Annotated in this window: 33 protein-coding genes; 30 read left to right on the forward strand and 3 right to left on the reverse strand. The window is 68.3% G+C overall.

All coding sequences use genetic code 11. The features are described from left to right. Nucleotide 1: 1 nt before the first annotated feature. From rpsC to CPY97_RS02565, 22 genes are all read left to right on the forward strand, one after another. Entirely contained in the window at nucleotides 2–772 is a 771-nt protein-coding gene (gene rpsC, locus CPY97_RS02460; protein ID WP_096420541.1) for a 30S ribosomal protein S3, read from the forward strand. Between the two features lie 5 nt (nucleotides 773–777). Beyond that, nucleotides 778–1,197 carry a 50S ribosomal protein L16 gene (gene rplP, locus CPY97_RS02465; protein WP_096420543.1) on the forward strand — a complete coding sequence of 140 codons (420 nt, stop codon included), beginning with the start codon at nucleotides 778–780 and terminating at the stop codon, nucleotides 1,195–1,197. Further along, nucleotides 1,197–1,514: a 50S ribosomal protein L29 gene (gene rpmC, locus CPY97_RS13785; protein WP_096420545.1), complete on the forward strand. Its 318-nt coding sequence runs from the start codon at nucleotides 1,197–1,199 to the stop codon at nucleotides 1,512–1,514. The genes rplP and rpmC overlap by 1 nt, the downstream gene beginning before the upstream one ends. Continuing rightward, the gene (gene rpsQ / locus CPY97_RS02475) at nucleotides 1,514–1,831 is read left to right on the forward strand and encodes a 30S ribosomal protein S17 (RefSeq protein ID WP_096420547.1); all 318 of its coding nucleotides are present in this window, start codon (nucleotides 1,514–1,516) and stop codon (nucleotides 1,829–1,831) included. Before rpmC ends, rpsQ begins: the two co-directional genes overlap by 1 nt. A gap of 32 nt (nucleotides 1,832–1,863) precedes the next feature. Then, the gene (gene rplN, locus CPY97_RS02480) at nucleotides 1,864–2,232 is read left to right on the forward strand and encodes a 50S ribosomal protein L14 (protein WP_096420549.1); all 369 of its coding nucleotides are present in this window, start codon (nucleotides 1,864–1,866) and stop codon (nucleotides 2,230–2,232) included. Between the two features lie 3 nt (nucleotides 2,233–2,235). Then, entirely contained in the window at nucleotides 2,236–2,595 is a 360-nt protein-coding gene (gene rplX / locus CPY97_RS02485; protein WP_096420551.1) for a 50S ribosomal protein L24, read from the forward strand. Continuing rightward, nucleotides 2,595–3,182 carry a 50S ribosomal protein L5 gene (gene rplE / locus CPY97_RS02490; protein WP_096420553.1) on the forward strand — a complete coding sequence of 196 codons (588 nt, stop codon included), beginning with the start codon at nucleotides 2,595–2,597 and terminating at the stop codon, nucleotides 3,180–3,182. The genes rplX and rplE overlap by 1 nt, the downstream gene beginning before the upstream one ends. Nucleotides 3,183–3,276: 94 nt before the next feature. Beyond that, entirely contained in the window at nucleotides 3,277–3,675 is a 399-nt protein-coding gene (rpsH, locus tag CPY97_RS02495; protein WP_096420555.1) for a 30S ribosomal protein S8, read from the forward strand. A 6-nt stretch (nucleotides 3,676–3,681) separates the two neighbouring features. Then, nucleotides 3,682–4,218, forward strand: coding sequence for a 50S ribosomal protein L6 (rplF, locus tag CPY97_RS02500; RefSeq protein WP_096420556.1), 537 nt, complete (start codon nucleotides 3,682–3,684; stop codon nucleotides 4,216–4,218). A 2-nt stretch (nucleotides 4,219–4,220) separates the two neighbouring features. After that, nucleotides 4,221–4,592: a 50S ribosomal protein L18 gene (gene rplR / locus CPY97_RS02505; protein ID WP_096420558.1), complete on the forward strand. Its 372-nt coding sequence runs from the start codon at nucleotides 4,221–4,223 to the stop codon at nucleotides 4,590–4,592. Further along, entirely contained in the window at nucleotides 4,589–5,296 is a 708-nt protein-coding gene (rpsE, locus tag CPY97_RS02510) for a 30S ribosomal protein S5 (protein ID WP_419866111.1), read from the forward strand. Before rplR ends, rpsE begins: the two co-directional genes overlap by 4 nt. Beyond that, nucleotides 5,296–5,481 carry a 50S ribosomal protein L30 gene (gene rpmD, locus CPY97_RS02515; protein WP_096420560.1) on the forward strand — a complete coding sequence of 62 codons (186 nt, stop codon included), beginning with the start codon at nucleotides 5,296–5,298 and terminating at the stop codon, nucleotides 5,479–5,481. Before rpsE ends, rpmD begins: the two co-directional genes overlap by 1 nt. Next, on the forward strand, nucleotides 5,481–6,167 hold the full coding sequence (gene rplO / locus CPY97_RS13640; protein ID WP_096420562.1) for a 50S ribosomal protein L15: 687 nt from the start codon (nucleotides 5,481–5,483) through the stop codon (nucleotides 6,165–6,167). Before rpmD ends, rplO begins: the two co-directional genes overlap by 1 nt. Nucleotides 6,168–6,269: 102 nt before the next feature. Beyond that, on the forward strand, nucleotides 6,270–7,595 hold the full coding sequence (gene secY, locus CPY97_RS02525; protein ID WP_096420563.1) for a preprotein translocase subunit SecY: 1,326 nt from the start codon (nucleotides 6,270–6,272) through the stop codon (nucleotides 7,593–7,595). Then, nucleotides 7,592–8,173, forward strand: a complete 582-nt coding sequence (locus CPY97_RS02530) for an adenylate kinase (protein WP_096420565.1) — start codon at nucleotides 7,592–7,594, stop codon at nucleotides 8,171–8,173. The genes secY and CPY97_RS02530 overlap by 4 nt, the downstream gene beginning before the upstream one ends. Nucleotides 8,174–8,321: 148 nt before the next feature. After that, a complete protein-coding gene (infA, locus tag CPY97_RS02535; protein WP_021759551.1) occupies nucleotides 8,322–8,543 on the forward strand; it encodes a translation initiation factor IF-1 in 222 nt (73 codons plus the stop codon). Between the two features lie 79 nt (nucleotides 8,544–8,622). Next, nucleotides 8,623–8,736, forward strand: coding sequence for a 50S ribosomal protein L36 (rpmJ, locus tag CPY97_RS02540; protein ID WP_047561540.1), 114 nt, complete (start codon nucleotides 8,623–8,625; stop codon nucleotides 8,734–8,736). 142 nt (nucleotides 8,737–8,878) lie between these two features. After that, nucleotides 8,879–9,253, forward strand: a complete 375-nt coding sequence (gene rpsM, locus CPY97_RS02545) for a 30S ribosomal protein S13 (protein WP_096420567.1) — start codon at nucleotides 8,879–8,881, stop codon at nucleotides 9,251–9,253. Nucleotides 9,254–9,300: 47 nt separating this feature from the next. After that, on the forward strand, nucleotides 9,301–9,699 hold the full coding sequence (rpsK, locus tag CPY97_RS02550) for a 30S ribosomal protein S11 (RefSeq protein ID WP_096420569.1): 399 nt from the start codon (nucleotides 9,301–9,303) through the stop codon (nucleotides 9,697–9,699). A gap of 165 nt (nucleotides 9,700–9,864) precedes the next feature. Then, a complete protein-coding gene (locus tag CPY97_RS02555; RefSeq protein ID WP_096420571.1) occupies nucleotides 9,865–10,851 on the forward strand; it encodes a DNA-directed RNA polymerase subunit alpha in 987 nt (328 codons plus the stop codon). A 64-nt stretch (nucleotides 10,852–10,915) separates the two neighbouring features. Further along, a complete protein-coding gene (gene rplQ, locus CPY97_RS02560; RefSeq protein ID WP_096420573.1) occupies nucleotides 10,916–11,479 on the forward strand; it encodes a 50S ribosomal protein L17 in 564 nt (187 codons plus the stop codon). A 67-nt stretch (nucleotides 11,480–11,546) separates the two neighbouring features. Further along, nucleotides 11,547–12,608: a GNAT family N-acetyltransferase gene (locus tag CPY97_RS02565; protein ID WP_096420575.1), complete on the forward strand. Its 1,062-nt coding sequence runs from the start codon at nucleotides 11,547–11,549 to the stop codon at nucleotides 12,606–12,608. Nucleotides 12,609–12,620: 12 nt separating this feature from the next. Here CPY97_RS02565 and CPY97_RS02570 read toward each other — a convergent pair whose 3' ends face one another. Further along, nucleotides 12,621–14,594 carry an acyltransferase family protein gene (locus tag CPY97_RS02570; RefSeq protein WP_096420577.1) on the reverse strand — a complete coding sequence of 658 codons (1,974 nt, stop codon included), beginning with the start codon at nucleotides 14,592–14,594 and terminating at the stop codon, nucleotides 12,621–12,623. 66 nt (nucleotides 14,595–14,660) lie between these two features. On the opposite strand from CPY97_RS02570, the gene CPY97_RS02575 reads away from it, so the two are divergent. The 4 genes from CPY97_RS02575 to glmM all read left to right on the forward strand — a co-directional run bounded on the left by CPY97_RS02575 (nucleotide 14,661) and on the right by glmM (nucleotide 18,059). Continuing rightward, nucleotides 14,661–15,584 (forward strand): tRNA pseudouridine synthase A, encoded by a 924-nt coding sequence (locus tag CPY97_RS02575; protein ID WP_231924012.1) that lies wholly within the window; start codon nucleotides 14,661–14,663, stop codon nucleotides 15,582–15,584. 130 nt (nucleotides 15,585–15,714) lie between these two features. Continuing rightward, on the forward strand, nucleotides 15,715–16,161 hold the full coding sequence (rplM, locus tag CPY97_RS02580; RefSeq protein ID WP_096420579.1) for a 50S ribosomal protein L13: 447 nt from the start codon (nucleotides 15,715–15,717) through the stop codon (nucleotides 16,159–16,161). A 32-nt stretch (nucleotides 16,162–16,193) separates the two neighbouring features. Further along, complete coding sequence (rpsI, locus tag CPY97_RS02585) at nucleotides 16,194–16,676, forward strand: 30S ribosomal protein S9 (protein ID WP_096420581.1); 483 nt, start codon at nucleotides 16,194–16,196, stop codon at nucleotides 16,674–16,676. A 21-nt stretch (nucleotides 16,677–16,697) separates the two neighbouring features. Beyond that, entirely contained in the window at nucleotides 16,698–18,059 is a 1,362-nt protein-coding gene (gene glmM / locus CPY97_RS02590; RefSeq protein ID WP_096420583.1) for a phosphoglucosamine mutase, read from the forward strand. Here glmM and CPY97_RS02595 read toward each other — a convergent pair. After that, entirely contained in the window at nucleotides 18,056–18,877 is an 822-nt protein-coding gene (locus CPY97_RS02595; protein WP_096420585.1) for a class I SAM-dependent methyltransferase, read from the reverse strand. The genes glmM and CPY97_RS02595 overlap by 4 nt on opposite strands. After that, nucleotides 18,877–19,854 carry a type I pantothenate kinase gene (gene coaA, locus CPY97_RS02600; protein ID WP_096420587.1) on the reverse strand — a complete coding sequence of 326 codons (978 nt, stop codon included), beginning with the start codon at nucleotides 19,852–19,854 and terminating at the stop codon, nucleotides 18,877–18,879. The genes CPY97_RS02595 and coaA overlap by 1 nt, the downstream gene beginning before the upstream one ends. A 55-nt stretch (nucleotides 19,855–19,909) precedes the next feature. On the opposite strand from coaA, the gene glmS reads away from it, so the two are divergent. Genes glmS through tsaE form a run of 4 tightly spaced genes read left to right on the forward strand, consistent with a single transcriptional unit; the run spans nucleotide 19,910 to nucleotide 23,794 of the window. Then, on the forward strand, nucleotides 19,910–21,760 hold the full coding sequence (gene glmS / locus CPY97_RS02605; protein WP_096420590.1) for a glutamine--fructose-6-phosphate transaminase (isomerizing): 1,851 nt from the start codon (nucleotides 19,910–19,912) through the stop codon (nucleotides 21,758–21,760). Between the two features lie 35 nt (nucleotides 21,761–21,795). After that, nucleotides 21,796–22,152 (forward strand): holo-ACP synthase, encoded by a 357-nt coding sequence (locus CPY97_RS02610; RefSeq protein ID WP_096420592.1) that lies wholly within the window; start codon nucleotides 21,796–21,798, stop codon nucleotides 22,150–22,152. Further along, the gene (alr, locus tag CPY97_RS02615; RefSeq protein ID WP_173826854.1) at nucleotides 22,149–23,243 is read left to right on the forward strand and encodes an alanine racemase; all 1,095 of its coding nucleotides are present in this window, start codon (nucleotides 22,149–22,151) and stop codon (nucleotides 23,241–23,243) included. The genes CPY97_RS02610 and alr overlap by 4 nt, the downstream gene beginning before the upstream one ends. After that, the gene (gene tsaE, locus CPY97_RS02620; protein ID WP_197702244.1) at nucleotides 23,240–23,794 is read left to right on the forward strand and encodes a tRNA (adenosine(37)-N6)-threonylcarbamoyltransferase complex ATPase subunit type 1 TsaE; all 555 of its coding nucleotides are present in this window, start codon (nucleotides 23,240–23,242) and stop codon (nucleotides 23,792–23,794) included. The genes alr and tsaE overlap by 4 nt, the downstream gene beginning before the upstream one ends. Nucleotides 23,795–23,801: the final 7 nt, after the last annotated feature.

Here is a 23,801-nt window from a genome sequence, read left to right on the forward strand (position 1 = left end):
CATGGGTCAGAAAGTCAACCCGTACGGTTTCCGTCTCGGAATCACCACCGACCACGTGTCGCGCTGGTTCTCCGACAGCACCAAGCCCGGACAGCGCTACTCCGACTACGTGGCGGAGGACGTCAAGATCCGTCGGATGCTCACCACGAGCCTCGACCGCGCTGGCGTTGCCCGCATCGAGATCGAGCGCACCCGTGACCGCGTTCGCGTCGACATCCACACCGCTCGCCCGGGCATCGTGATCGGTCGCCGTGGCGCCGAGGCCGAGCGCATCCGCGCCGACCTCGAGAAGCTCACCGGCAAGCAGATCCAGCTGAACATCCTCGAGGTGAAGAACCCCGAGGCCGAAGCGCAACTGGTCGCCCAGGGCATTGCCGAGCAGCTGAGCGCCCGCGTGGCGTTCCGCCGTGCGATGCGCAAGGGTCTGCAGGGCGCACAGCGCGCCGGCGCCAAGGGCGTTCGCATCCAGGTTTCGGGCCGCCTCGGCGGCGCCGAGATGAGCCGCTCGGAGTTCTACCGCGAGGGTCGTGTGCCGCTGCACACGCTGCGCGCGAACATCGACTACGGCTTCTACGAGGCCAAGACCACCTTCGGCCGCATCGGCGTGAAGGTCTGGATCTACAAGGGCGACATCACCAACAAGGAACTCGCTCGCGAGCAGGCGGCTCAGAAGTCGTCGCGCCCGGAGCGTCGTGACTCGGACCGCGGCGGCCGCCGCGGCGGCCGTCCGGCCGCCGCTGAGGCGCCGGTCGCGGCCGGAGCGGAAGGCTAGGAACAATGCTGATTCCCCGCAAGGTCAAGTACCGCAAGCAGCACCACCCCAAGCGCGGTGGTCACGCAACCGGCGGCACCACCGTGGCGTTTGGCGAGTTCGGCATCCAGGCCCTCACTCCCGCGTACGTCACCAACCGGCAGATCGAGTCCGCTCGTATCGCCATGACCCGTCACATCAAGCGTGGTGGAAAGGTGTGGATCAACATCTACCCCGACCGCCCGCTGACCAAGAAGCCGGCCGAAACCCGCATGGGTTCCGGTAAGGGTTCGCCCGAGTGGTGGGTCGCCAACGTCAAGCCGGGTCGCGTCCTGTTCGAGGTCGCGGGTGTCAGCGAGGAGCTGGCCCGCGAAGCGATGACCCGTGCAATTCACAAGCTGCCCCTCAAGGCACGCATCATCAAGCGCGAGGAGGGCGACGCGTAATGGCCGTCGGATCCAAGGAGCTGGCACCCGCCGAGCTCGACACTTTTGAAGACGAGCGCCTGCTCGACGAGCTGAAGCGCGCGAAGGAAGAGCTGTTCAACCTGCGCTTCCAGGCCGCGACCGGTCAGCTCGAGAGCCACGGCCGCCTGCGCGCCGTGAAGCGCGACATCGCCCGGATCTACACGGTCATCCGTGAGCGCGAGCTGGGCATCCGTGCCACGCCCGCGCCCATCGAGGCGCCCGAGAAGCCGGCGAAGAAGTCGACCAAGAAGGCCGATAAGGCCTCGGCCGACGAGAAGACCGAGGAGAACAACTAATGGCGACGACCAAGAAGGCTGAGCCCGGCCACGAGTCGGCCGAGCACGACGTCCGCGACGCCGACGCCCGTGGGTACCGCAAGGCCCGCCGTGGCTACGTCGTCAGCGACAAGATGGACAAGACCATCGTTGTCGAGGTGGAGGACCGCGTGAAGCACCCGCTCTACGGCAAGGTCATCCGCCGCACCTCCAAGGTGAAGGCTCACGACGAGCAGAACAGCGCCGGCATCGGCGACCTCGTGCTCATCAACGAGACCCGCCCCCTGTCCGCCACGAAGCGCTGGCGCCTCGTCGAGATCCTCGAGAAGGCCAAGTAGGCCTCCGCCTGCTTGACCCAAAGGAGTAGGAAATGCTTCAGCAGGAATCCAGAGTCAAGGTCGCCGACAACACCGGCGCCAAGGAGCTGCTCACCATTCGCGTGCTCGGTGGCTCCGGCCGTCGCTACGCCGGCCTCGGCGACGTGATCGTCGCGACCGTCAAGGACGCGATCCCCGGCGGCAACGTCAAGAAGGGCGACGTCGTCAAGGCCGTCATCGTGCGCACGGTCAAGCAGACCCGTCGCGCCGACGGCTCGTACATCAAGTTCGATGAGAACGCCGCCGTGATCCTGAAGAACGACGGAGACCCCCGCGGTACCCGCATCTTCGGACCGGTCGGCCGTGAGCTTCGCGACAAGAAGTTCATGAAGATCGTCTCGCTCGCACCGGAGGTGCTGTAACCCATGGCCAAGATCAAAAAGGGCGACCTCGTCCAGGTGATCTCGGGCGCGACCGAGGACCGCGGCGGAGACCGCGGCAAGCAGGGTCGCGTCATCGAGGTGCTCGCTGACAAGGACCGCGTCATCGTCGAGGGCATCAACCTCGTCACGAAGCACGTGCGCGTCGGCCAGACGCAGCGCGGCACCAAGACCGGCGGCATCGAGACGCACGAGGCGCCCATTCACGTCTCGAACGTCGCGGTCGTCGACCCCAAGACCAAGAAGCCCACGCGCATCGGTTACCGCGAGGAAACCGTCGAGAAGAACGGTGTGAAGAAGAGCGTCCGCGTGCGCTACGCCAAGAAGTCGGGTGAGAAGCTCTAATGACTGACACCGCTACGGCGCCGGCCAAGATTCAGCCGCGTCTCAAGCAGAAGTACCGCTCGGAGATCACGAAGCAGCTGACCGACGAGTTCGGCTACACGAACCCCCACCAGGTTCCGAAGATCGTCAAGATCGTCGTGAACACGGGTGTGGGCGAGGCCGCTCGCGACTCGAAGGTCATCGACGGCGCGATCCGCGACCTGACCCTCATCACGGGTCAGAAGCCGCAGGTCACGAAGGCCCGCAAGTCGATCGCCCAGTTCAAGCTGCGCGACGGCATGCCGATCGGCGCGCACGTCACGCTGCGTGGCGACCGCGCGTGGGAGTTCATGGACCGTCTCGTGTCGCTCGCGCTGCCGCGCATCCGCGACTTCCGCGGTCTGAGTGACCGCCAGTTCGACGGCAACGGCAACTACACCTTCGGTCTTACGGAGCAGAGCGTGTTCCACGAGATCGACCAGGACAAGATCGACCGCGTTCGCGGCTTCGACATCACCGTCGTCACGACCGCGAAGACGGACGACGAGGGTCGCGCCCTGCTGCGCGCTCTCGGCTTCCCCTTCACGGCCGCCGACGCTCCTCAGTAACACTCCACTCGGTCCGCATCCGCGGACCCCGATCGCCTAGGTCGGCCCCGGTGTACCGGGTGTCGAAACCGGACGAGAACAGGAAACATCCATCATGACGATGACAGATCCGGTCGCAGACATGCTGACCAGACTGCGCAACGCCAACTCGGCGCACCACGAGTCCGTGTCGATGCCCAGCTCCAAGCTGAAGACCGGCCTCGCGGAAATCCTCAAGCGCGAGGGCTACATCACCGACTGGGCCGTCGAAGACGCCCGCGTCGGCAAGACCCTCACCCTGTCGCTGAAGTACGGCCCCAACCGCGAGCGGTCGATTGCCGGCATCAAGCGCGTGTCGAAGCCCGGCCTTCGTGTCTACGCGAAGTCGACCGAGATTCCCCACGTTCTGGGTGGCCTCGGCGTCGCGATCCTGTCCACCTCCTCGGGTCTTCTGACCGACCGCGAGGCGACGCAGAAGGGCGTGGGTGGGGAAGTCCTCGCCTACGTGTGGTGATCCGTCATGTCACGTATTGGACGCATGCCGATCGACATCCCCGGGGGAGTCGACGTGAAGATCGACGGCCAGGCCGTCACCGTCAAGGGCCCGAAGGGTGAGCTGTCGCTCACCGTGGCGAGCCCCATCGAGGTCGCTATCGAGGAGGGCCAGGTCGTCGTGACCCGTCCCGACGACGAGCGCAACTCGCGCTCGCTGCACGGCCTGACCCGCACGCTGATCGCGAACCAGATCATCGGCGTGACGCAGGGCTACTCGAAGGGTCTCGAGGTCGTCGGCACCGGTTACCGTGTGCAGGCCAAGGGTTCCTCGGTCGAGTTCGCACTCGGCTTCTCACACCCGGTGACGGTCGACCCGCCCGCGGGCATCACGTTCACCGTCGAAGGCAACAACAAGCTCACCGTCAGCGGCATCGACAAGCAGGCCGTGGGCGAGGTCGCCGCGAACATTCGCAAGATCCGCAAGCCCGAGCCGTACAAGGGCAAGGGCATCCGCTACGCGGGCGAGGTCGTTCGCCGCAAGGCCGGAAAGGCTGGTAAGTAACCATGGGTCTCGGTACTCGAGGGAAGAGCAAGACGGCCGCGAAGAGCCGTCGCCACGCGCGTCTGCGCAAGCGGGTCGTGGGCACGGCCGAGCGTCCCCGTCTCGTCGTGACGCGCTCGGCGCGCCACGTGTTCGTGCAGATCGTCGACGACAGCAAGGGTCACACCCTCGCCAGCGCGTCGACCATGGAGGGCGACCTCCGCACGTTCGACGGCGACAAGACCGCGAAGGCGCGCAAGGTGGGCGAGCTGCTCGCCGAGCGTGCGAAGAATGCCGGTGTGGAGGCAGTCGTCTTCGACCGGGGTGGTAACCGTTACGCCGGACGCGTTGCGGCGATCGCCGATGGAGCGCGAGAGGCAGGGTTGAGCCTGTGAGCGAGACAGAATTCACCAACAACGCGAAGGAGCAGACCGTGGCGGCAGAGGCCCCCGTGGAGACCGCTGCGTCGTCGCAGTCGAACACCACTGAGACGCGCGAGCCGCGTCGTGGTGGCCGCGACCGCAACCAGGGCCGCGACCGCGGTGCGCGCGAGACCGAGAAGAGCCCCTTCCTCGAGCGCGTCGTGACGATCAACCGCGTTTCGAAGGTCGTCAAGGGTGGTCGTCGCTTCAGCTTCACCGCTCTCGTCGTCGTCGGTGACGGCAACGGCATGGTCGGCGTCGGCTACGGCAAGGCCCGCGAGGTTCCGACCGCGATCTCGAAGGGCGTCGAGGAGGCGAAGAAGAACTTCTTCCGCGTTCCCCGCGTCGCCCAGACGATCCCGCACCCCGTGCAGGGTGAGGCCGCGGCCGGCGTCGTGCTGCTGCGTCCCGCCGCCGCCGGTACCGGTGTTATCGCCGGTGGTCCGGTGCGCGCCGTGCTTGAGTGCGCCGGAATCCACGACGTTCTGAGCAAGTCGCTCGGTTCGTCGAACACGATCAACATCGTTCACGCGACCGTCGAGGCGCTGAAGATGCTCGAGGAGCCCCGCGCCGTCGCCGCTCGCCGTGGCCTGGACTTCGAAGACGTGGCTCCCGCCCGTCTCGTCCGCGCCGAGGCCGAGGCCGCGAAGGCCGCAGCCGGAAAGGCGGGTGCATGATGGCTCAGCGCCTCAAGGTGACCCAGATCAAGTCCGTAATCAGCGAGAAGCAGAACCAGCGCGACACCCTGCGCAGCCTGGGCCTCAAGCGCATCGGCGACAGTGTCGTGCGCGAGGACACCCCGGCCAACCGTGGGTACGTCAAGACGGTCGCGCACCTCGTGACGGTCGAGGAGATTGACTAATGGCTGAAGAAGAGAAGAAGGCCCCGGCGAAGAAGGCTCCTGCAGCCTCGAAGCCGGCCGCCGAGAAGAAGCCGGCTGCGGCCAAGGCGGATGCTGACAAGGCTCCCGCGAAGAAGGCTCCCGCCGCCAAGAAGCCGGCCGCCGAGAAGGCTGCCACCACGGCTAAGGCTGACGCTCCCGCCGCGGAGAAGAAGGCTCCCGCCAAGAAGGCCCCCGCGAAGAAGGCGGAGTCGACCGACGCCGCCCGCCCGCAGGTGCTGAAGGTTCACCACCTGCGGCCCGCCGCGGGTGCCAAGAAGGACCGCACCCGCGTGGGTCGTGGTGAAGGCTCGAAGGGTAAGACCGCGGGTCGCGGCACGAAGGGCACGAAGGCCCGCAACACCGTGCGCCCCGGCTTCCAGGGTGGTCAGCTCAACTTCGTGATGCGTGCGCCGAAGCTGCGTGGTTTCACGAACCCGTTCCGGGTCGAGTACCAGGTCGTCAACCTGGCGAAGCTCGCCGAGCTGTACCCGAAGGGCGGCGACGTCACCGTCTCCGACCTCGTGGCCAAGGGTGCTGTGCGCAAGAACGAGAAGGTCAAGGTTCTCGGCAACGGGGACATTGCGGTTAAGCTGAACGTGACCGTCGACAAGGTCTCCCGCTCTGCCGAGCAGAAGATCGTCGCGGCCGGCGGTTCCATTCAGTAGCCGCTCGGGCGGCCCTTCGGGGCCGCCCGGCTTCGGCCCATTCGGGCCAGCATCCCGAGCCGCCGGGCCACGGGATGCCCATGTTTTTTTACGGGAGGTCTCGTGTTCAGAGCTATCGGGCGAATCATCAAGACGCCCGACCTCCGCCGGAAGATCGGGTTCACTCTCGGAATCGTCGCGATCTTCCGTCTGGGTTCGTTCATCCCCGCGCCGTTCGTCGACTACCAGAACGTGCAACTGTGTCTCGCGGGCAACGAAGGCGCCACGGGCCTCTACCAGCTCGTCAACCTCTTCAGCGGCGGTGCTCTGCTGCAGCTGTCGATCTTCGCGCTCGGCATCATGCCGTACATCACCGCGTCGATCATCACGCAGCTGCTCCGCGTCGTCATCCCTCACTTCGAGTCCCTCTACAAGGAGGGCCAGGCGGGCCAGGCGAAGCTCACGCAGTACACGCGCTACATGACGATCGCGCTCGCGATCCTGCAGTCGACCACGCTCATCACGGTCGCCCGCGCCGGTGCGCTGTTCCCGACGACGTCGGGTGTGCCGCAGTGCTCGCAGCTCATCACGAACGACAGCTGGTACGCGATCCTGCTCATGGTCATCACCATGACCGCGGGCACCGGCCTCATCATGTGGCTCGGCGAGCTCATCACCGAGCGCGGAATCGGCAACGGCATGTCGCTGCTGATCTTCGTCTCGATCGCGGCGACCTTCCCGTCGGCGCTGTGGGGCATCCAGGTCGCCCAGGGCTTCGAGATCTTCGTCATCGTGCTGGCCCTCGGCCTCGTCGTCATGGCCGCGGTCGTCTTCGTCGAGCAGTCGCAGCGCCGCGTGCCCGTGCAGTACGCCAAGCGCATGGTCGGCCGCCGCACCTACGGCGGAAACAACACGTACATCCCGATCAAGGTGAACATGGCCGGCGTCGTGCCCGTCATCTTCGCCTCGTCGCTGCTGTACCTGCCCGCCCTGATTGCGCAGTTCAACCAGCCAGCCGCGGGCGAGACCGCCCCCGAGTGGGTCGTCTGGATTCAGAACAACTTCATCTCGGGCGACAACTGGCTGTACATGGTCGTGTACTTCCTGCTCATCGTCGGCTTCACCTACTTCTACGTCGCGATCACCTTCAACCCGGAGGACGTCGCCGACAACATGAAGAAGTACGGCGGCTTCATTCCCGGCATCCGCGCCGGTCGTCCGACCGCCGAGTACCTCGACTACGTGCTCACCCGCATCACGCTGCCGGGATCGCTCTACCTGGGTCTTGTCGCCCTGATTCCGCTCATCGCCTTCGCGTCGGTGGGTGCCAACCAGAACTTCCCGTTTGGTGGGGCGAGCATCCTGATCATCGTCGGCGTAGGCCTCGAGACGGTGAAGCAGATCGACGCGCAGCTGCAGCAGCGCCACTACGAAGGCCTGCTGAAGTGACCCGCCGCCTCCTCCTGATCGGCCCGCCCGGAGCCGGAAAGGGCACACAGGCTGGCCGGCTGACCGCGCACTTCGGAATTCCCGCCATCTCGACCGGCGACATCTTCCGGCAGAATCTGCGCGACGAGACCGAGCTCGGGCTCAAGGCCAAAGCGTTCATGGACGCGGGCGACAACGTGCCAGACGAGGTGACGAACGACCTGGTGCGCGACCGGCTGAGCCAGCCCGACTGCGCCGAGGGTTTCCTGCTCGACGGCTACCCCCGCACGACCGACCAGGTGCGCGCGCTCGACGAGTTCCTCGCCGAGAAGGGTGTCGCACTCGACGCGGTCGTCGAACTGGTCGCCGACCCCGACATCGTGGTCGAGCGCCTGAAGAAGCGTGCCGTCGATCAGGGCCGCGCCGACGACGACGAGAACGTGGTTCGCCACCGCCTCGACGTGTACGCGAAGCAGACGGCTCCCCTCATCGACGTCTACGCCGAGCGCGGGATGCTCACCAAGGTCGACGGCATCGGCGAGATCGACGAGGTGACCGGGCGCATCCTGGATGCCCTGTCCGTTCGCGACTTGCCGTGACGCGTTCCATCACCTAAGCTTTCCCTTTGGTGCTTTCGGCCCGCTTCGGCGTGCCGCGATCAGCAGTCGCCGTGCAGACGACACTGAGCCGCTGGGCACCGCATCCGCACGACCAGTGCACACTCCCCTTATTTGCGACGAAGAGGCTATGGCCAAAAAAGACGGTGTCATCGAGATCGAAGGCTCGGTGGTCGAAGCGCTGCCCAACGCGATGTTCCGCGTCGAGCTGACCAACGGCCACAAGGTTCTTGCCCACATTTCGGGCAAGATGCGCCAGCACTACATCCGCATCCTCCCCGAGGACCGCGTGATCGTTGAGCTGAGCCCCTACGACCTGACCCGCGGCCGGATCGTCTACCGCTACAAGTAAGCAGTGCGCGCTGGGTAAGGAACGGCCCGGGAATCCACCCGGAGCACGAGGCCAGCGATACAACAAGAACGAGAGAACCATGAAGGTCAACCCCAGCGTCAAGCCCATCTGCGACAAGTGCAAGGTGATTCGCCGCCACGGCAACGTGATGGTCATCTGCGAGAACCCGCGCCACAAGCAACGCCAGGGCTAAAGCGGGCGCACCCCACGACTCACAACTGAATACGAACACACGGCAGTCTCAGAACCCGCACCCGTGCGGGGGACACCTCGGGCGGAAGGCCCGGGCACCGAAACTGCTCCACACCTTCCACGAAACCCTGTAAGGAGCCATCATGGCCCGTCTTGCCGGAGTCGACATTCCCCGCGATAAGCGCGTGGAAGTCGCCCTGACCTACATCTACGGAGTCGGCCGGACCCGCGCGACCGAAACGCTCGCCGCGACCGGTATCGACCGCAACGTCCGCGTCAAGGATCTGACCGACGACCAGCTCGTCGCTCTCCGCGACCACATCGAAGGCACCTACAAGGTGGAGGGTGACCTTCGCCGTGAGGTCGCCGCCGACATTCGCCGCAAGGTCGAGATCGGTTCGTACGAGGGCCTGCGCCACCGCCGCGGCCTGCCGGTGCGCGGTCAGCGCACCAAGACCAACGCGCGCACCCGCAAGGGCCCGAAGCGCACCGTCGCCGGCAAGAAGAAGGCTCGCTAGTCCGGCCCCGCCGCGACCCGCGTATCCCACAGGTTTAGGAGAAGACCATGGCAGCACCCAAGTCGGCCGCGCGCAAGCCCCGCCGCAAGGACAAGAAGAACATCGCCGTCGGCCAGGCCCACATCAAGTCGACGTTCAACAACACGATCGTGTCGATCACCGACCCGAGCGGCGCCGTCATCAGCTGGGCGTCGTCCGGCCAGGTCGGCTTCAAGGGCTCGCGCAAGTCGACGCCGTTTGCCGCCCAGCTCGCCGCCGAGTCGGCCGCGCGCCAGGCGCAGGAGCACGGCATGAAGAAGGTCGACGTGTTCGTCAAGGGCCCCGGTTCGGGCCGCGAGACCGCGATTCGTTCGCTTCAGGCCGCCGGCCTCGAGGTGGGCTCGATCAGCGACGTGACGCCGCAGGCGCACAACGGCTGCCGCCCGCCGAAGCGTCGCCGCGTCTAGGTAACGCACCCCGTGCATCCCTCGATCGGATGCGCGCGGTGCGTTTCTGACGCGCCCCGCGCATCCGCTCGCCCCAGCTTTCGATAACTCAACACACTCGACGAGATCCGCCCTCGTCGCGCAACAAGTGTCATATAGCGGACACTTCGCCGAAAGGAACCCATAGTGCTCATCGCACAGCGTCCCACTCTGACCGAGGAGAACGTCTCCGAATTCCGGTCGCGGTTCATCATCGAACCCCTCGAGCCCGGCTTCGGCTACACGCTCGGCAACTCCATGCGTCGCACGCTGCTGTCGTCGATTCCCGGTGCAGCCGTGACGAGCATCCGCATCGACGGCGTGCTGCACGAGTTCAGCACGATCGACGGCGTGAAGGAGGATGTCACCGAGATCATCCTCAACATCAAGCAGCTCGTCGTCTCGAGCGAGCACGACGAGCCGATCACCGCCTACCTGCGCAAGACGGGTGCCGGTGAGGTCACCGCCGCCGACATCTCCGCCCCCGCCGGCGTCGAGATCCACAATCCCGAGCTCGTCATCGCGACTCTGAATGACAGCGCCAAGTTTGAACTCGAGCTGACCATCGAGCGTGGCCGCGGCTACGTCTCGGCGACCCAGAACCGAAGCGAGTTCAGCGAGGCCGGCCAGATTCCGGTCGACTCGATCTACTCGCCCGTGCTGAAGGTCACCTACCGCGTCGAGGCCACCCGTGCCGGCGAGCGCACCGACTTCGACCGCCTCGTCGTCGACGTCGAGACGAAGCCCGCGATCAGCCCCCGCGATGCCGTCGCCTCGGCCGGCCGCACCCTCGTCGAGCTGTTCGGTCTTGCCCGCGAGCTGAACACGCAGGCCGAGGGCATCGAGATCGGGCCCGCCCCGGTCGACGCCGTGCTCTCGAACGAGCTCTCGATGCCGATCGAGGACCTCGACCTCTCGGTGCGCAGCTACAACTGCCTGAAGCGCGAGGGCATCAACACGGTCAGCGAGCTCGTCGCCCTGTCGGAGACCCAGCTCATGAACATCCGCAACTTCGGCCAGAAGTCGGTCGATGAGGTCAAGGACAAGCTCGTCGAGATGGGTCTGTCGCTGAAGGACGCCGTCCCCGGCTTCGACGGAGCCGCGTTCTACAGCTACGACGACGAGACCAACTAACGGGTTCGTCACCGCTCACCCCCAGAACTGTCACTGACGAACCCCACACAGGAGAACCACGATCATGCCTAAGCCCACCAAGGGTCCCCGCCTCGGAGGCGGTCCGGCGCACGAGCGCCTGCTGCTGGCGAACCTCGCCACCGCGCTGTTCACGCACAAGCGCATCACCACCACCGAGACGAAGGCGAAGCGTCTGCGTCCGCTGGCCGAGCGCCTCATTACGTTCGCGAAGCGCGGCGACCTGCACGCTCGCCGTCGCGTCATGACGGTGATCCGCGACAAGAGCGCCGTGCACGAGCTCTTCACCGAGATCGCGCCGCTCGTCGCCGAGCGCGAGGGTGGCTACACCCGCATCACGAAGATCGGCAACCGCAAGGGCGACAACGCTCCCATGGCCGTGATCGAGCTCGTTCTCGAGCCCGTGAACCCGAAGCCGAAGTCGGCGAAGAAGTCGGCTGCCGCGGCGCCGGCGCCCGCCGCCGAGGAAGCTCCGGCCGACGAGACCGTCGAGGAGACGGCCGAGGCTCCGGCCGAGGACGCCGCCGCTGACGAGACGGCTGCAGACGAGACCAGCACTGACGAGGCGACGGATGCCCCTGCCGACGAGTCGGCCGAGGAGACCAAGTAGTCACCGCGCTGTAACGGTTCTGTAGAGCCCCGCCCGGGTACCCGGGCGGGGCTCTACTGTTGTCGGCGTGACCGACTCCCTGATCGAAAGCGGAGCGGGCGAGATTGATGCCTCCCGCCCGCTGGCCGCGCGCATCCCCGCGACCACATTGCCCGAGTTGACCGGACCCACAGGGGTCACATGGCGGGCCACTCGCGATGACGACGTCGAGTCGATCGCGACGCTCTTGTCCGCGATGGCTGAGCGCGACCACCCCGACTGGAGCGAAACGGCCGACGAGATCGCGGAAACGTTCGGCCACTCGTACGTCGACGTTGCCCGCGACAGCGTGGTCGCGGAAGACGCCGACGGCCGGATGATCGCGCACGGGATGGCGATGCGCGCACCCGAGCCTGTCGACTATGCGCGGGTCTGGCTCAGCGGAGGCGTGCACCCGGAACACCGCGGTCGCGGGCTGGGCTGGCAACTGCTCGCCTGGCAGACCGCCCGCGCCGAGCAGCTGCTCGCCGAGCTCGACCTCACGATCCCCGGCTGGGTGCTGTCGTACGCCGCCGATCGCTCGCCGGAACACGGGCGACTGCTCGAGCGTGCCGGCTACAGCCCCTCGCGCTACTTCACCACCCTGCACGCTGAGCTCGCCGGCGCGGCCCTCGAACCGCGCGACCTGCCCGACGGCATGCGCCTCGAGCCGTGGTCGCCCCGATTCAGCGAGGGCGCCCGCGCGGCAAAGAATGCGGCCTTCGCGGACCACTGGGGGTCGCAGCCCGCCACGCGCGAAGGGTGGGAGTCGTGGCAGGGTCTGCCGACCTTCCGCCCTGAACTCAGCCGGGTCGCGCTCGCCGGCGACGAGGTCGTCGGCTTCATCACGACCGACGTCAACGAAGAAGACTGGGCGCGCATGGGCCGATCGAGCGGCTACATCGGCCTCGTCGGGACGGTGCGGGAGTGGCGCGGCAAAGGGTTGGCGAGCGCGTTGCTCGTCGACGTCATGCGCGCCTACCGCGCCCAGGGCCTCGAGCTGGCCGTGCTCGATGTCGACACGGCGAACCCGACGGGCGCGCTCGGCGTGTACGAGCGGCTCGGTTTCGCCGCGGTCGCCCGCGACGTGGCGTATCGCCGGCTGTACTGAGCGCGCGGGGTTCTAGACCGGGCGCTGCCAGTTGGGGTTCTCGTCGTAGCGGTTCGGGTCTGGTGGAGGAGGCAGCGGGGGCAAATCAGCGAGTCTCTGCAGCGCCTCGCGGATCTCACCCGAATACAGCGCGCTGCCCGTCGGGCCGGGATGCACCTGGTCACCGGCCAGCAAATCCAGACGCCCCGAAATGGTCGCGTCCCAATCGGCGACCTCCACCGTGCGGTGGGCCCGCGCCGTCTCGTGCAAACGCGTGTTGGACTCGTCGATCCATCCGCGGGGAGCCGAGGCCGTCACGACGACCAGTTTGCGGTCGCCGACCGCACCGATGACGCGGTCGAGGTCGGACTGGCTGATGAGGCCGTTCGCCCCGACGCCAATAATGACGACGTCGCGGAGCGCGCCGGCCGCGGCCGCCTCTTCGATCACCTCGGGCATCGACCACATCTGCCGACCGACCGTGGCGTCGACGGCGATGCCGGGAAACTCGTCAATGAGCGCGGGGGCTGCCGCCAACATGACGGAGTCGCCGAAGGCGATGATCTGGTCCCCGGTCGGCAACGGAGCGGGGGTGTCCTCCGGAGCCGGTTCGGGTTCGGGTTCTAGTTCTGGTTCGGGTTCCGGCTCGGGCTCGGTCGAGGGTCGCGGCGCCGTCGCAGGCACCGAATCGGGAGACGGCGAAGGTGATGTGCCGGCACCCCGCGGCTGCTCGGCCGTGTCGACGGCGAGCTGGCCCGCGGTGATCAGGTCTGCCGCCTCGGACGTCGCGGGGGAGCGCTGCAGTGCGGCCCCCGTGCCGGCGACGAGCAGCGCCAAGGCCACCGCGACGGTCGCGACGGCGGCGCCCTCGCGCTTCCCGCCCGCCGCGCGGGCAGGCGCGAGCAACTCGCGGCGGCGGATGGGCAGCTCGACGAAACGGTAGCTGAGCGCCGCGAGCAGCACAGACAGCGCAAGCACGGCGGCGCCGAGGCCCCACGCCCCCGACCCTGTGCGGTCGAGGCCGGGGACGAGCGCAAGCCCCAGCACCCAGAGGGGCCAGTGCCAGAGGTACAGCCCGTAGGAGCGCTCGCCCACCCACACGAGCGGCGACGACTCGGCCGCTCGAGCGGCCAGAGACTCGCGTCGCTCCAGCGCCAGGATCGCCACCACGGTGAGAGCGACCGCGAGCGCCATTCCGCCGCGGTACGCACTCGGGTCGTCGATACTCGTCGACAGCGCAACCGCCACCACTCCCGCGACCGCGGCGACGCCGACGGGCGTCGACGCGCGGCCCAGCAGCGCGCGGGGCTGCGTGAGCGGGTCACGTCCGAGCGCCAGGGCCGCCCCGGCGAGCAAGCCGAAGCCGTGCGTCAGGGTCGACAGGTAGGCCGCCGACGCGGCCGCGCCGCCGTCGAGCGCCGGGTCACCCGCGGCAGCGGCCATCGCGAGCGCCGACCAGGCGGCGATGGCAAGCGGCAGTGCCACGAGCATCCAGCGCCTCAGGGGGAGTGCGAGCAGCGCGATCACGACGATCGGCCACAGGAGGTAGAACTGCTCCTCGACGGAGAGCGACCAGAGGTGCCGGAACAGTTCGGGGCTCGTCTGGTCGAGGTAACTCGACCCGGCGCTGATCGCCACCCAGTTGCTCGTGAACGTCGCCGCGCCGAGCAACTGCCAGCCCATACCGACGAGAACGTCGCCGCCGATCAGTGACGCGAGGGTTGCCGTCGACATGACAACGAGCGCGAGCGCGGGCAGCAGTCGGCGCGCGCGTCGAGCCCAGAACGCGCGCAACGCGATGCGACCCGTTCGGCGACGCTCGTGCAGCAGAAGCGCGGTGATGAGGTAGCCGCTGACGACGAAGAAGACATCCACGCCGACGAACCCGCCCGGAATGAGGCCGGGGAACAGGTGGTAGCCGAGCACCAGGAGAACCGCCAGCGCCCGCAGTGCGTCGAGGCCGGGAAGCCGGCCGCGCAGAGCGAGAGGTGGAGCGCTGGAAGACATCGTGCGTCAAGGGTCGCGCGGGCGCAGACGGGCCGTCAAACCCGCCGCGCCGTAGACTCGCCAGCTGTGGATAACCGTGAGGGGCACGACGACGCGCAGGTCGTGCGCGTGCGCATCGACCTCGCGTACGACGGTTCCGCCTTCGCGGGCTGGGCGGCCCAGCCCGGTCTGCGCACCGTGCAAGGAGAGATCGAGTCCGCCCTGGCCACACTGTTCAGCCGGGACGGCGACATTCGGCCACGCGTGGTTGTCGCCGGTCGAACCGACGCCGGCGTGCACGCCACCGGCCAGGTGCTGCACGTCGACCTCGACGCGGCACGGTTCGCCGCGCTCGCCCGCCCCGACCGCGGTGCGCGAACAAAGCACGCTGCCCTCAGCCCGGCCGACGTGCTCGCGCGGCGGCTCGGAGGGATCGTGGGACGCGACGGAGACATCGTCGTGCACCGCGCATCCCTCGCCCCCGCGGGGTTCGACGCGCGCTTCTCACCCGTCTGGCGCCGCTACGAGTATCGGCTCGCCGACGGGCGCGCCCCGCGCGACCCGCGGCGCCGCCACGACACCCTCGCGGTGCGCGACACGCTCGACCTCGACGCCATGAACACGGCGGCGGATGCCCTCCTCGGGCTGCGCGACTTCGGCGCGTTCTGCAAGCCCCGCGAGGGTGCCACCACGGTTCGCACGCTGCAGCAGTACGCGTGGCGAGAGACGGACGACGGCGCGCTCGTCGCGACCGTGCGCGCCGACGCCTTCTGCCACTCGATGGTCCGCTCGCTCGTCGGCGCCGCGATCGCCGTCGGGCGCGGCGCGCTGAGCGTCGAGCAGCTCGTCGCCGCGCGTGACGAGGCCGCGCGCACGAGCCTGTTCCCCGTCGTCGCACCCCACGGGCTCACTCTCGTCGAGGTCGGTTACCCGCCCGATCACGAGCTCGCCGCCCGAGCGCAGCAGACCCGCGCCAAACGCGAAATTGCCGACGGCGCGCCACTGCCGTAAGCTAACCCCTTGGTGTCCGTCGCCGACGGGCATCCAGTTGAGCCCTCCACCGCGGGCGTTCCCCCGTCATCGACGCGAGAACCCCCACCGGAGCGGGATTCACGAACACCTCGACAAGAAAGTACGCACTGTGACGCGCACATTCAGCCCCACCCCCGCTGACATCCAGCGGAACTGGGTCGTCATCGACGCCACCGACGTGGTGCTCGGCCGACTCGCCAGCCACGCCGCCACCCTCCTGCGCGGCAAGCACAAGCCGACCTTCGCCCCGCACATGGACATGGGTGACTTCGTCATCATCGTCAACGCGAGCAAGGTTGCCCTGACCGGGTCGAAGCTTGAGCAGAAGAAGGCCTACCGCCACTCCGGCTACCCGGGCGGCCTCACGGCCACCTCGTACTCCGAGCTGCTCGAGAAGAACCCCGTCCGCGCCGTCGAGAAGGCGATCCGCGGCATGCTGCCGAAGAACTCGCTCGGCCGCGCCCAGATCAAGAAGCTGAAGGTCTACGCCGGCGCCGAGCACCCGCACGCCGCGCAGCAGCCCACGGCCTACACCCTCGACCAGGTCGCGCAGTAACGCGGCCCCGCTTCCAAGGACGTATAGAACACATGGCGAACGACACCACTACCGACGTGGCTCCCGAGAGCTACACCACTGAGTCGTCGGCCCCCGCGGCCGAGTCGGCTCCCCGCCCCGTCCTGTCCGTTTCGGGCCAGGCCGTCGGACGACGCAAGCAGGCCATCGCCCGCGTGCGCCTCGTCCCCGGCTCGGGCGCCTTCACGGTCAACGGCCGCAGCCTCGAGGACTACTTCCCGAACAAGCTGCACCAGCAGCTGATCAACGACCCCTTCACGCTGCTCGAGCTTCTCGGCTCGTACGACGTGACGGCACGCATCACCGGCGGCGGGCCCTCGGGCCAGGCGGGCGCCCTGCGCCTCGCCATCTCGCGTGCTCTCAACGAGATCGACCGCGAGAACAACCGCCCGGCGCTCAAGAAGGCCGGCTTCCTCACTCGGGATGCCCGCGTCATCGAGCGCAAGAAGGCCGGTCTCAAGAAGGCCCGCAAGGCGCCTCAGTACTCGAAGCGTTAACGCGAGACGAGCATCCCGATCATGGGCCGTTTATTCGGTACCGACGGGGTCCGAGGGCTGGCCAACGGCGATCTCACCGCCGGGCTGGCCCTCGGCCTGTCTCAGGCTGCTGCGTGGGTCCTGACCCAGGGGCGTCACGCTGACGAGTTGCGCGCACAGGGCAAGCGCCCGACCGCGGTGGTTGCACGCGACCCGCGTGTGTCGGGCGAGTTTCTGACGGCGGCCGTCGCTGCGGGGCTCGCGTCCAGCGGCATCGATGTGCTCGACGCGGGCGTCATCCCGACACCGGCCGCGGCCTTCCTCGTGAGCGATGCGGGCGTCGATTTCGGCGTGATGGTGTCGGCCTCCCACAACGCGATGCCCGATAACGGCATCAAGTTTTTCTCCTACGGCGGAACCAAGTTGCCTGACGAGGTCGAAGACCGCATCGAATGGGCATTGGAGGAGCAGAAGCTGGCCCCCGTCGGCGGGGGTGTAGGGCGCATTCGCCGTTTTGCTGACGCGGAGGATCGCTACCTCCTTCATCTCCTGTCGACGGTTGACGTATCGCTCGCCGGTCTGCATGTCGTGCTCGACTGCGCGCATGGAGCCGCATCGGCCGTCTCCCCCCAGGCCTTCACTGATGCGGGCGCTCGCGTGACCCTTATTGGCGCTGACCCGAACGGGCTCAACATCAACGATGGCGTGGGCTCGACTTATCTGGCCCCGCTTCAGCGTGCAGTCGTGGAGGCGGGCGCTGACCTCGGAATCGCGCACGACGGCGACGCCGACCGCTGCCTCGCCGTGGATGCGCGGGGCCAGGTCGTCGACGGAGACCAGATCATGGCGATCCTCGCGCTGTCGATGAAGCGACGTGGGATGCTCGCGAAAGACACCCTCGCCGTCACCGTCATGAGCAACCTGGGGCTGAAGCGAGCGATGCGCAGCAACGACATCGAGCTGGTGGAGACGAAGGTGGGCGACCGCTACGTGCTGGAGGCGCTCGCCGAGCACGGACTGTCGCTCGGGGGCGAGCAGTCGGGCCACGTCATCATGAGCGACCACGCCACCACGGGCGACGGCATCCTGACCGGCCTGCAGCTGGCCGCAGAAATGGCGCGCACCGGGAAGACCCTCGAGGAACTCGCCTCGGTGATGACCGTCTTCCCACAGGTGCTCGAGAACGTGCGCGGCGTCGATCGCACCAGGCTCGAGGGTCACGACGGAATCGCCGCGGCGGTCGCCGAGGTTGAAGCGGAGCTCGGTGACAGCGGCCGCGTGCTGCTGCGGGCGAGCGGAACCGAGCCGATGGTGCGCGTCATGGTCGAGGCCGCGGACGACGCGACCGCCCGGGCGATGGCCGACCGCCTCGCCGCGGTCGTGAAGGCCAAGCTCGCGGTCTAGGGCGTCTCGGCGGGGGACGGCGCGGCGAGCAGTTCGCCGTGCGTCATGCTGAACCACGCATCGTCGTGCTCGGCCCACTCGCGCCAGGCTGCGCTGATGCGGGCGAGGTCGGCGGAGCTCGCGTGCCCGCCGTCGATCGCGTGCTTCGCGAAGTCGGATTCCACGGCGCGAACAGCCCAGGCGCCACCCCACCAGGCGCGCTCTTCAGGCATCGCAAAAACCCAGGTCGAGCCCGAGACGCGAATGTTCTGCAACCCGGCAGCCCGGGCCCAGGCGACGAGGTGTCGGGCGGCGTCGGGTTCGCCGCTCGTGGCGCGATGCACACGCCGGTACAGCTCCAGCCACTCATCGAGAGCGGGCAGGAGCGGGTACCAGGTCGTCGCGCCGTAGTCGACCTCGCGCGCGGCGATGACACCACTGGGTCGCGCGACGCGTGACATCGAGCGCAGCATGGCGACCGGGTCGGGCACGTGCTGCAGCGTCTGGTGGGTGTGCACGATGTCGAAAGATTCCGCGTCGAAGGGCAGTGCGAGCGCATCGGCGGTGTCGAACCGCACGGCGGACCCCGACGCCGCAGCGAAGGCTCGGGCGGCGGCGATCGCGGTGTCGGACATGTCGACCCCGGTGACGCTGTCGTCTCCGAGGCGCTGGCCGAACTCGACGGTAACCGTCCCCGGGCCGCATCCCACATCCAGCAGGGTCCGTCCCGGGACCAACTCCGGCTCCAGGTATGCCGCGGAGTTCGCGATCGTGCGCCAGCGGTGCACGGCGAGCACACTGTCGTGGTGCCCCAGGGTGTAGGCGTTCGGCTCGGCCATCAGATCTTCCTCAGCAGCACGGTCGACACGGTGTGGTCGCGTTCCTTCCGCAAGACGAGGGATGCGCGGGCGCGCGTCGGCAGGATGTTCTGCGTCAGGTTCGGCTCGTTGATGTCGCCCCAGATGCGCCGCGCCGTGATGCGCGCCTCGTCCTCGCTGAGGCTCGCATAGCGGTGGAAGTAGCTGCGCGGGTCACTGAAGGCGCCTCGTTGTAACTTGAGGAAGCGCTGTTCGTACCAGTCGGCGATGTCGCTCGTGCGGGCATCCACATAGACGGTGAAGTCGAACAGGTCGCTGACCGCGAGGGATGCGCCCGGTCCAGGCGGCTGCAAGACATTCAGGCCCTCGACGATCAGGATGTCGGGACGGCGCACGATGATTTCGGCGCCGGGGATGATGTCGTACGACAGGTGCGAGTACACCGGTGCTCGCACCTCCTCGGCGCCCGCTTTGATGCGTGACACGAACCGCAACAGCGCCCGACGGTCGTAGCTCTCGGGGAACCCCTTGCGGTGCAGGATGCCGCGCCGCGAGAGCTCGGCCGTCGGCAGCAGGAATCCGTCAGTGGTGACGCGCTCGACGCGAGGGGTGTCGTCCCACCGTGACAGGAGCTCGCGCAAGAGGCGCGCGATGGTCGACTTGCCGACCGCCACGGAGCCGGCGACGCCGATGACGAACGGAGTGCGCGGACCGCGGTCACCGAGAAACTCGCGCGTCGCGGTGTGCAGATCGCGGGCGCCGGCGGCGTACAGGTTCAGGAGCCGGCTGAGTGGTTGATACACCTCGGCCACTTCGCGCAGGTCAAGCTGGTCGCCGAGACCGCGCAGGCCGATGAGTTCATGCTCCGTGAGCGGCTGTGGCGTCGCGGGAGCAAGCGCTGACCACCGAGCGCGATCCAGTTCCGCGAACGGGCTCTGCTCGCGAGGGGACGGGCCGGTGCCGTTGTCGCGCCCGGGGGCCTGATGCGCCTCGACCATTCGCACCACAGTACCGGGACATGGCGCGTGGCCCCCTCGCCCTAGAATCGAGCGCATGTGTGGAATTGTGGGATACGTCGGCCAGCGCGGAAGTCTGGACGTTCTGCTGGGTGGGCTGAAGCGGCTCGAGTACCGCGGCTATGACTCGGCGGGCGTCGCCGTGATCGCCGCGGGCGGCGAACTGGGCACCGCGAAGCGTGCAGGAAAGCTGGGCAATCTGACCGACGAGCTGTCCGCGCATCCCATCGCCGACGGCCAGACGGGTATCGGCCACACGCGCTGGGCGACGCACGGCGGCCCGACCGACGGCAACGCGCACCCGCACCTCGGCGACGGCGGCAAGCTGGCACTCATTCACAACGGCATCATCGAGAACTTCAGCGAGCTGAAGGCCGAGCTCGCCGAGCGGGGTCACACCTTCGCGAGCGAGACCGACTCGGAGGTCGCGGCGCTGCTTGTCGGCGAGGCGTACCGCGACACCCACGACCTGACCGCCGCGATGCTCGCCGTCGTCAACCGGCTCGAGGGCGCCTTCACGCTGCTCGCCGTGCACGCTGACGAGCCCGACGTCGTGGTCGGCGCTCGCCGGAACTCCCCGCTCGTCGTGGGCCTCGGGGAGGGCGAAAACTTCCTCGGTTCGGACGTCGCCGCGTTCGTCGCCTACACGAAGCAGGCCATGGAGATCGGCCAGGACCAGCTCGTCACGATCCGCCCCGGCAGTGTCGAGGTCGTCGACTTCGACGGCAACCCCGTCGAGTCGCGCCGGTTCGAGGTCGACTGGGACGCCTCCGCCGCCGACAAGGGCGGCTGGTCGAGCTTCATGGCGAAGGAGATCAGCGAAGAGCCCGACGCGGTGGCCAACACGATCCGCGGCCGGGTGACGGACGGCCTCGTACACATTCCCGAGCTCGACGGCCTTGGTGACGACGTACTGCGCTCGATAGATCGCGTGCTCATCATCGCCTGCGGCACGGCCGCGTACGCCGGCATGGTCGGCAAGTACGCCATCGAGCAGTGGGCGCGCGTGCCCGTCGACGTCGAGCTCGCCCACGAGTTCCGCTATCGCGAGCCGGTGCTGTCGCCGAACACGCTGGTCGTGTCGATCAGCCAGTCGGGCGAAACGATGGACACGCTCATGGCGGTCAAGTACGCCCGCGAGCAGGGCGCGCGCACGCTGTCGATCTGTAACACGCAGGGAGCGACGATCCCGCGCGAGTCCGACGCCGTTGTGTACACGCACGCTGGCCCCGAGGTCGCGGTCGCCTCGACCAAGGCGTTTGTTGCACAGATCACCGCCTGTTACCTGTTCGGTCTGCAGCTCGCGCACGTGCGCGAGACGCTGTCGGCGGATGCCGTACGCGGGCTCGTCGCCGACCTCCAGAAGGTGCCCGACCAGCTTCGCGAGGTCATCGCGAGCGGCGAGCGCATCGCCGAACTCGCCCACTGGATGGCGGACACCCGCTCGGTGCTGTTCCTCGGCCGCCACGTCGGCTACCCGATCGCGCTGGAAGGTGCGCTGAAGCTGAAAGAGCTCGCGTACATCCATGCCGAAGGGTTCGCCGCCGGCGAGCTGAAGCACGGTCCGATCGCGTTGATCGAGCCCGGCCAGATCGTGTTCGTGATCGTGCCGAGCCCGCGCGATAAGCGTTCACTGCACGCCAAAGTCGTGTCGAACATCCAAGAGATTCGTGCCCGCGGTGCGCGCGTCATCGCGATCGCCGAGGCCGGTGACGTCGCCGTCTTGCCGCACGCCGACGAGGTCATTCGCATTCCGCTCGCGTCGCCGTTCTTCGAGCCGCTGCTCGCCGTTGTTCCGCTGCACTTTTTCGGCATGGAATTGGCGGCGGCGAAGGGTCTCGATGTCGATCAGCCGCGCAACCTCGCCAAGTCGGTCACGGTCGAGTAGGCCGCGGGTCGTTTCGGTACGGGCGGGAGGGTGCGGTGATCGTCGGAGTGGGTGTCGACATCGTCGACCTTGCCCGCTTCGACCGCGCGCTCACCCGCACTCCCGGGCTGCGAGAGCGGCTCTTCGCCGAGTCGGAACGCGACCGACCGGTGCGCTCGCTCGCCGGCCGATTCGCTGCGAAGGAGGCGGTGATGAAGGCTCTCGGCGCGACCGACGGCGTTCGCTGGCACGACATGCGCATCGTCTCCGATTCCGAGGGCAATCCCGATGTCGCCCTGAGTGGTCGCGCCGCCGAGATCGCGCTCTCTCGCGGTATCGCGCGACTGCACGTGTCGATGTCGCATGACGCGGGGGCGGCGATCGCCTTCGTGGTGGCGGAGACGGCGCCGTGAGCCGGCCCTTCCGCGAAGCGCGAATCTCGCGCCAGGCGATCGCGCAGAACGTCGAGGTGATGCGCAAACTCGCCCCGGCCCCGCGCGCCATGGCCGTGGTGAAGGCCGACGGCTACGGACACGGCGCCATCCTCGCGGCTCGCGCCGCTCTGGAAGCGGGCGCCGACATGCTGGGCGTCGCCGACCTCGAGGAGGCGTTCGAGCTGCGCGCGGCCGGTATCGACGCTCCCGTGCTCGCGTGGATCCACCCGAGCGGCGCCGACCTTGCCGCTGCGGCGGAGGCCGGCATCATGGTCGGCGTCAACTCGATCGCGCAGCTGCGTCAGGCTGCCGACGCGGGGCACCGCGGCACCATCCACGTGAAGGTTGATACCGGGCTGTCGCGCAACGGCGTCGCCCGCGACGAGTGGGCTCTGTTCGTCGACGAGCTCGCGCACGCCGTTCACCACGACGGCCTCCGACTCGGCGGCGTCTTCAGCCACCTGTCGAACACGTCGCCCGACGAGGACCGCGCGCAGATCGTCGCGTTCGAAGAGTTCGTCGACGCCGTGCGCGCCGCGAACCTCGACCCGGGGCTGCGTCACCTCGCCGCGTCGGCCGGCGCCCTCGACCACCCCGCGGCGCGCTACGACATGGTGCGGCTCGGCATCTCGATCTACGGACTGCCGCCGGAAGACCACCACCGTGACCTGCCGCTCACTCCCGCGATGGAACTCAGCGCCGAGATCGTTCACGTCAAGCGCGTGCCCGCCGGCAGCGGCGTCTCGTACGGCTACCGTTACCGCACCGCCCGCCCGACGACGCTCGCGCTCGTGCCTCTCGGCTACGCCGACGGCATTCCGCGTCATACCGACGGCGCCTCCGTCCTCGTCGGCGACCACCGGATGCCCGTGGTCGGCCGCGTCGCCATGGACCAGTTCGTCGTCGACGCCGGCGACCACCCCGTGTCCGTCGGTGACCGCGCCATCCTCTTCGGCGACCCCCGCACCACCGGGGCGCCTTCGGCCGTCGACTGGGCCGACGCCGCTGGCACGATCGGCTACGAGATCGTCACCCGCCTGGGTCGCCGCGTGACGAGAACCCGCGCATGACGGGCGCGCCCGCGGCGAAGACCTCGCCGCAGCCCCCCGCGCTGACAATCGCCGACCCCGAGGCCATGCACGCGTTCGGTGCCCGCGTCGCGGCCCAGTTGCGTGCGGGCGACGTGCTCGTGCTCACCGGCGAGCTCGGGGCGGGCAAGACCACCTTCACGCGCGGCCTCGGCGAGGCCCTCGGCGTGCGCGGCGCGGTCACCAGCCCCACCTTCGTGCTCGCCCGCACCCACCCCCGCGGGGCCGGCGCGCCCCTCGTGCATGTCGACGCCTACCGACTCTCCGACGCCGCCGAACTCGACGACCTCGACCTCGACCTGGCCGCGTCCATCACGGTCATCGAGTGGGGCGCCGGCCTCGTCGACGCCATCTGCGACGAGTGGCTCGAGCTGGTCATCGAGCGGCCCGTCGGCGGCGGGGCGGGCGTCGGGGACGCGCCCCGAGCATCCGACGAGGACATTGATCCGGATGCTGAGCTCGCCGAACCGCGCATCGTGCGTTTCCGCGCGGTCGGCCCCCGCGGCGCCGAACTGCTCGACGCGATTGCCTAGGCTCTAG

The sequence above is a fragment of the Microcella alkaliphila genome (genome assembly GCF_002355395.1).
GTDB classification, from domain to species: Bacteria; Actinomycetota; Actinomycetes; order Actinomycetales; family Microbacteriaceae; genus Microcella; species Microcella alkaliphila_A.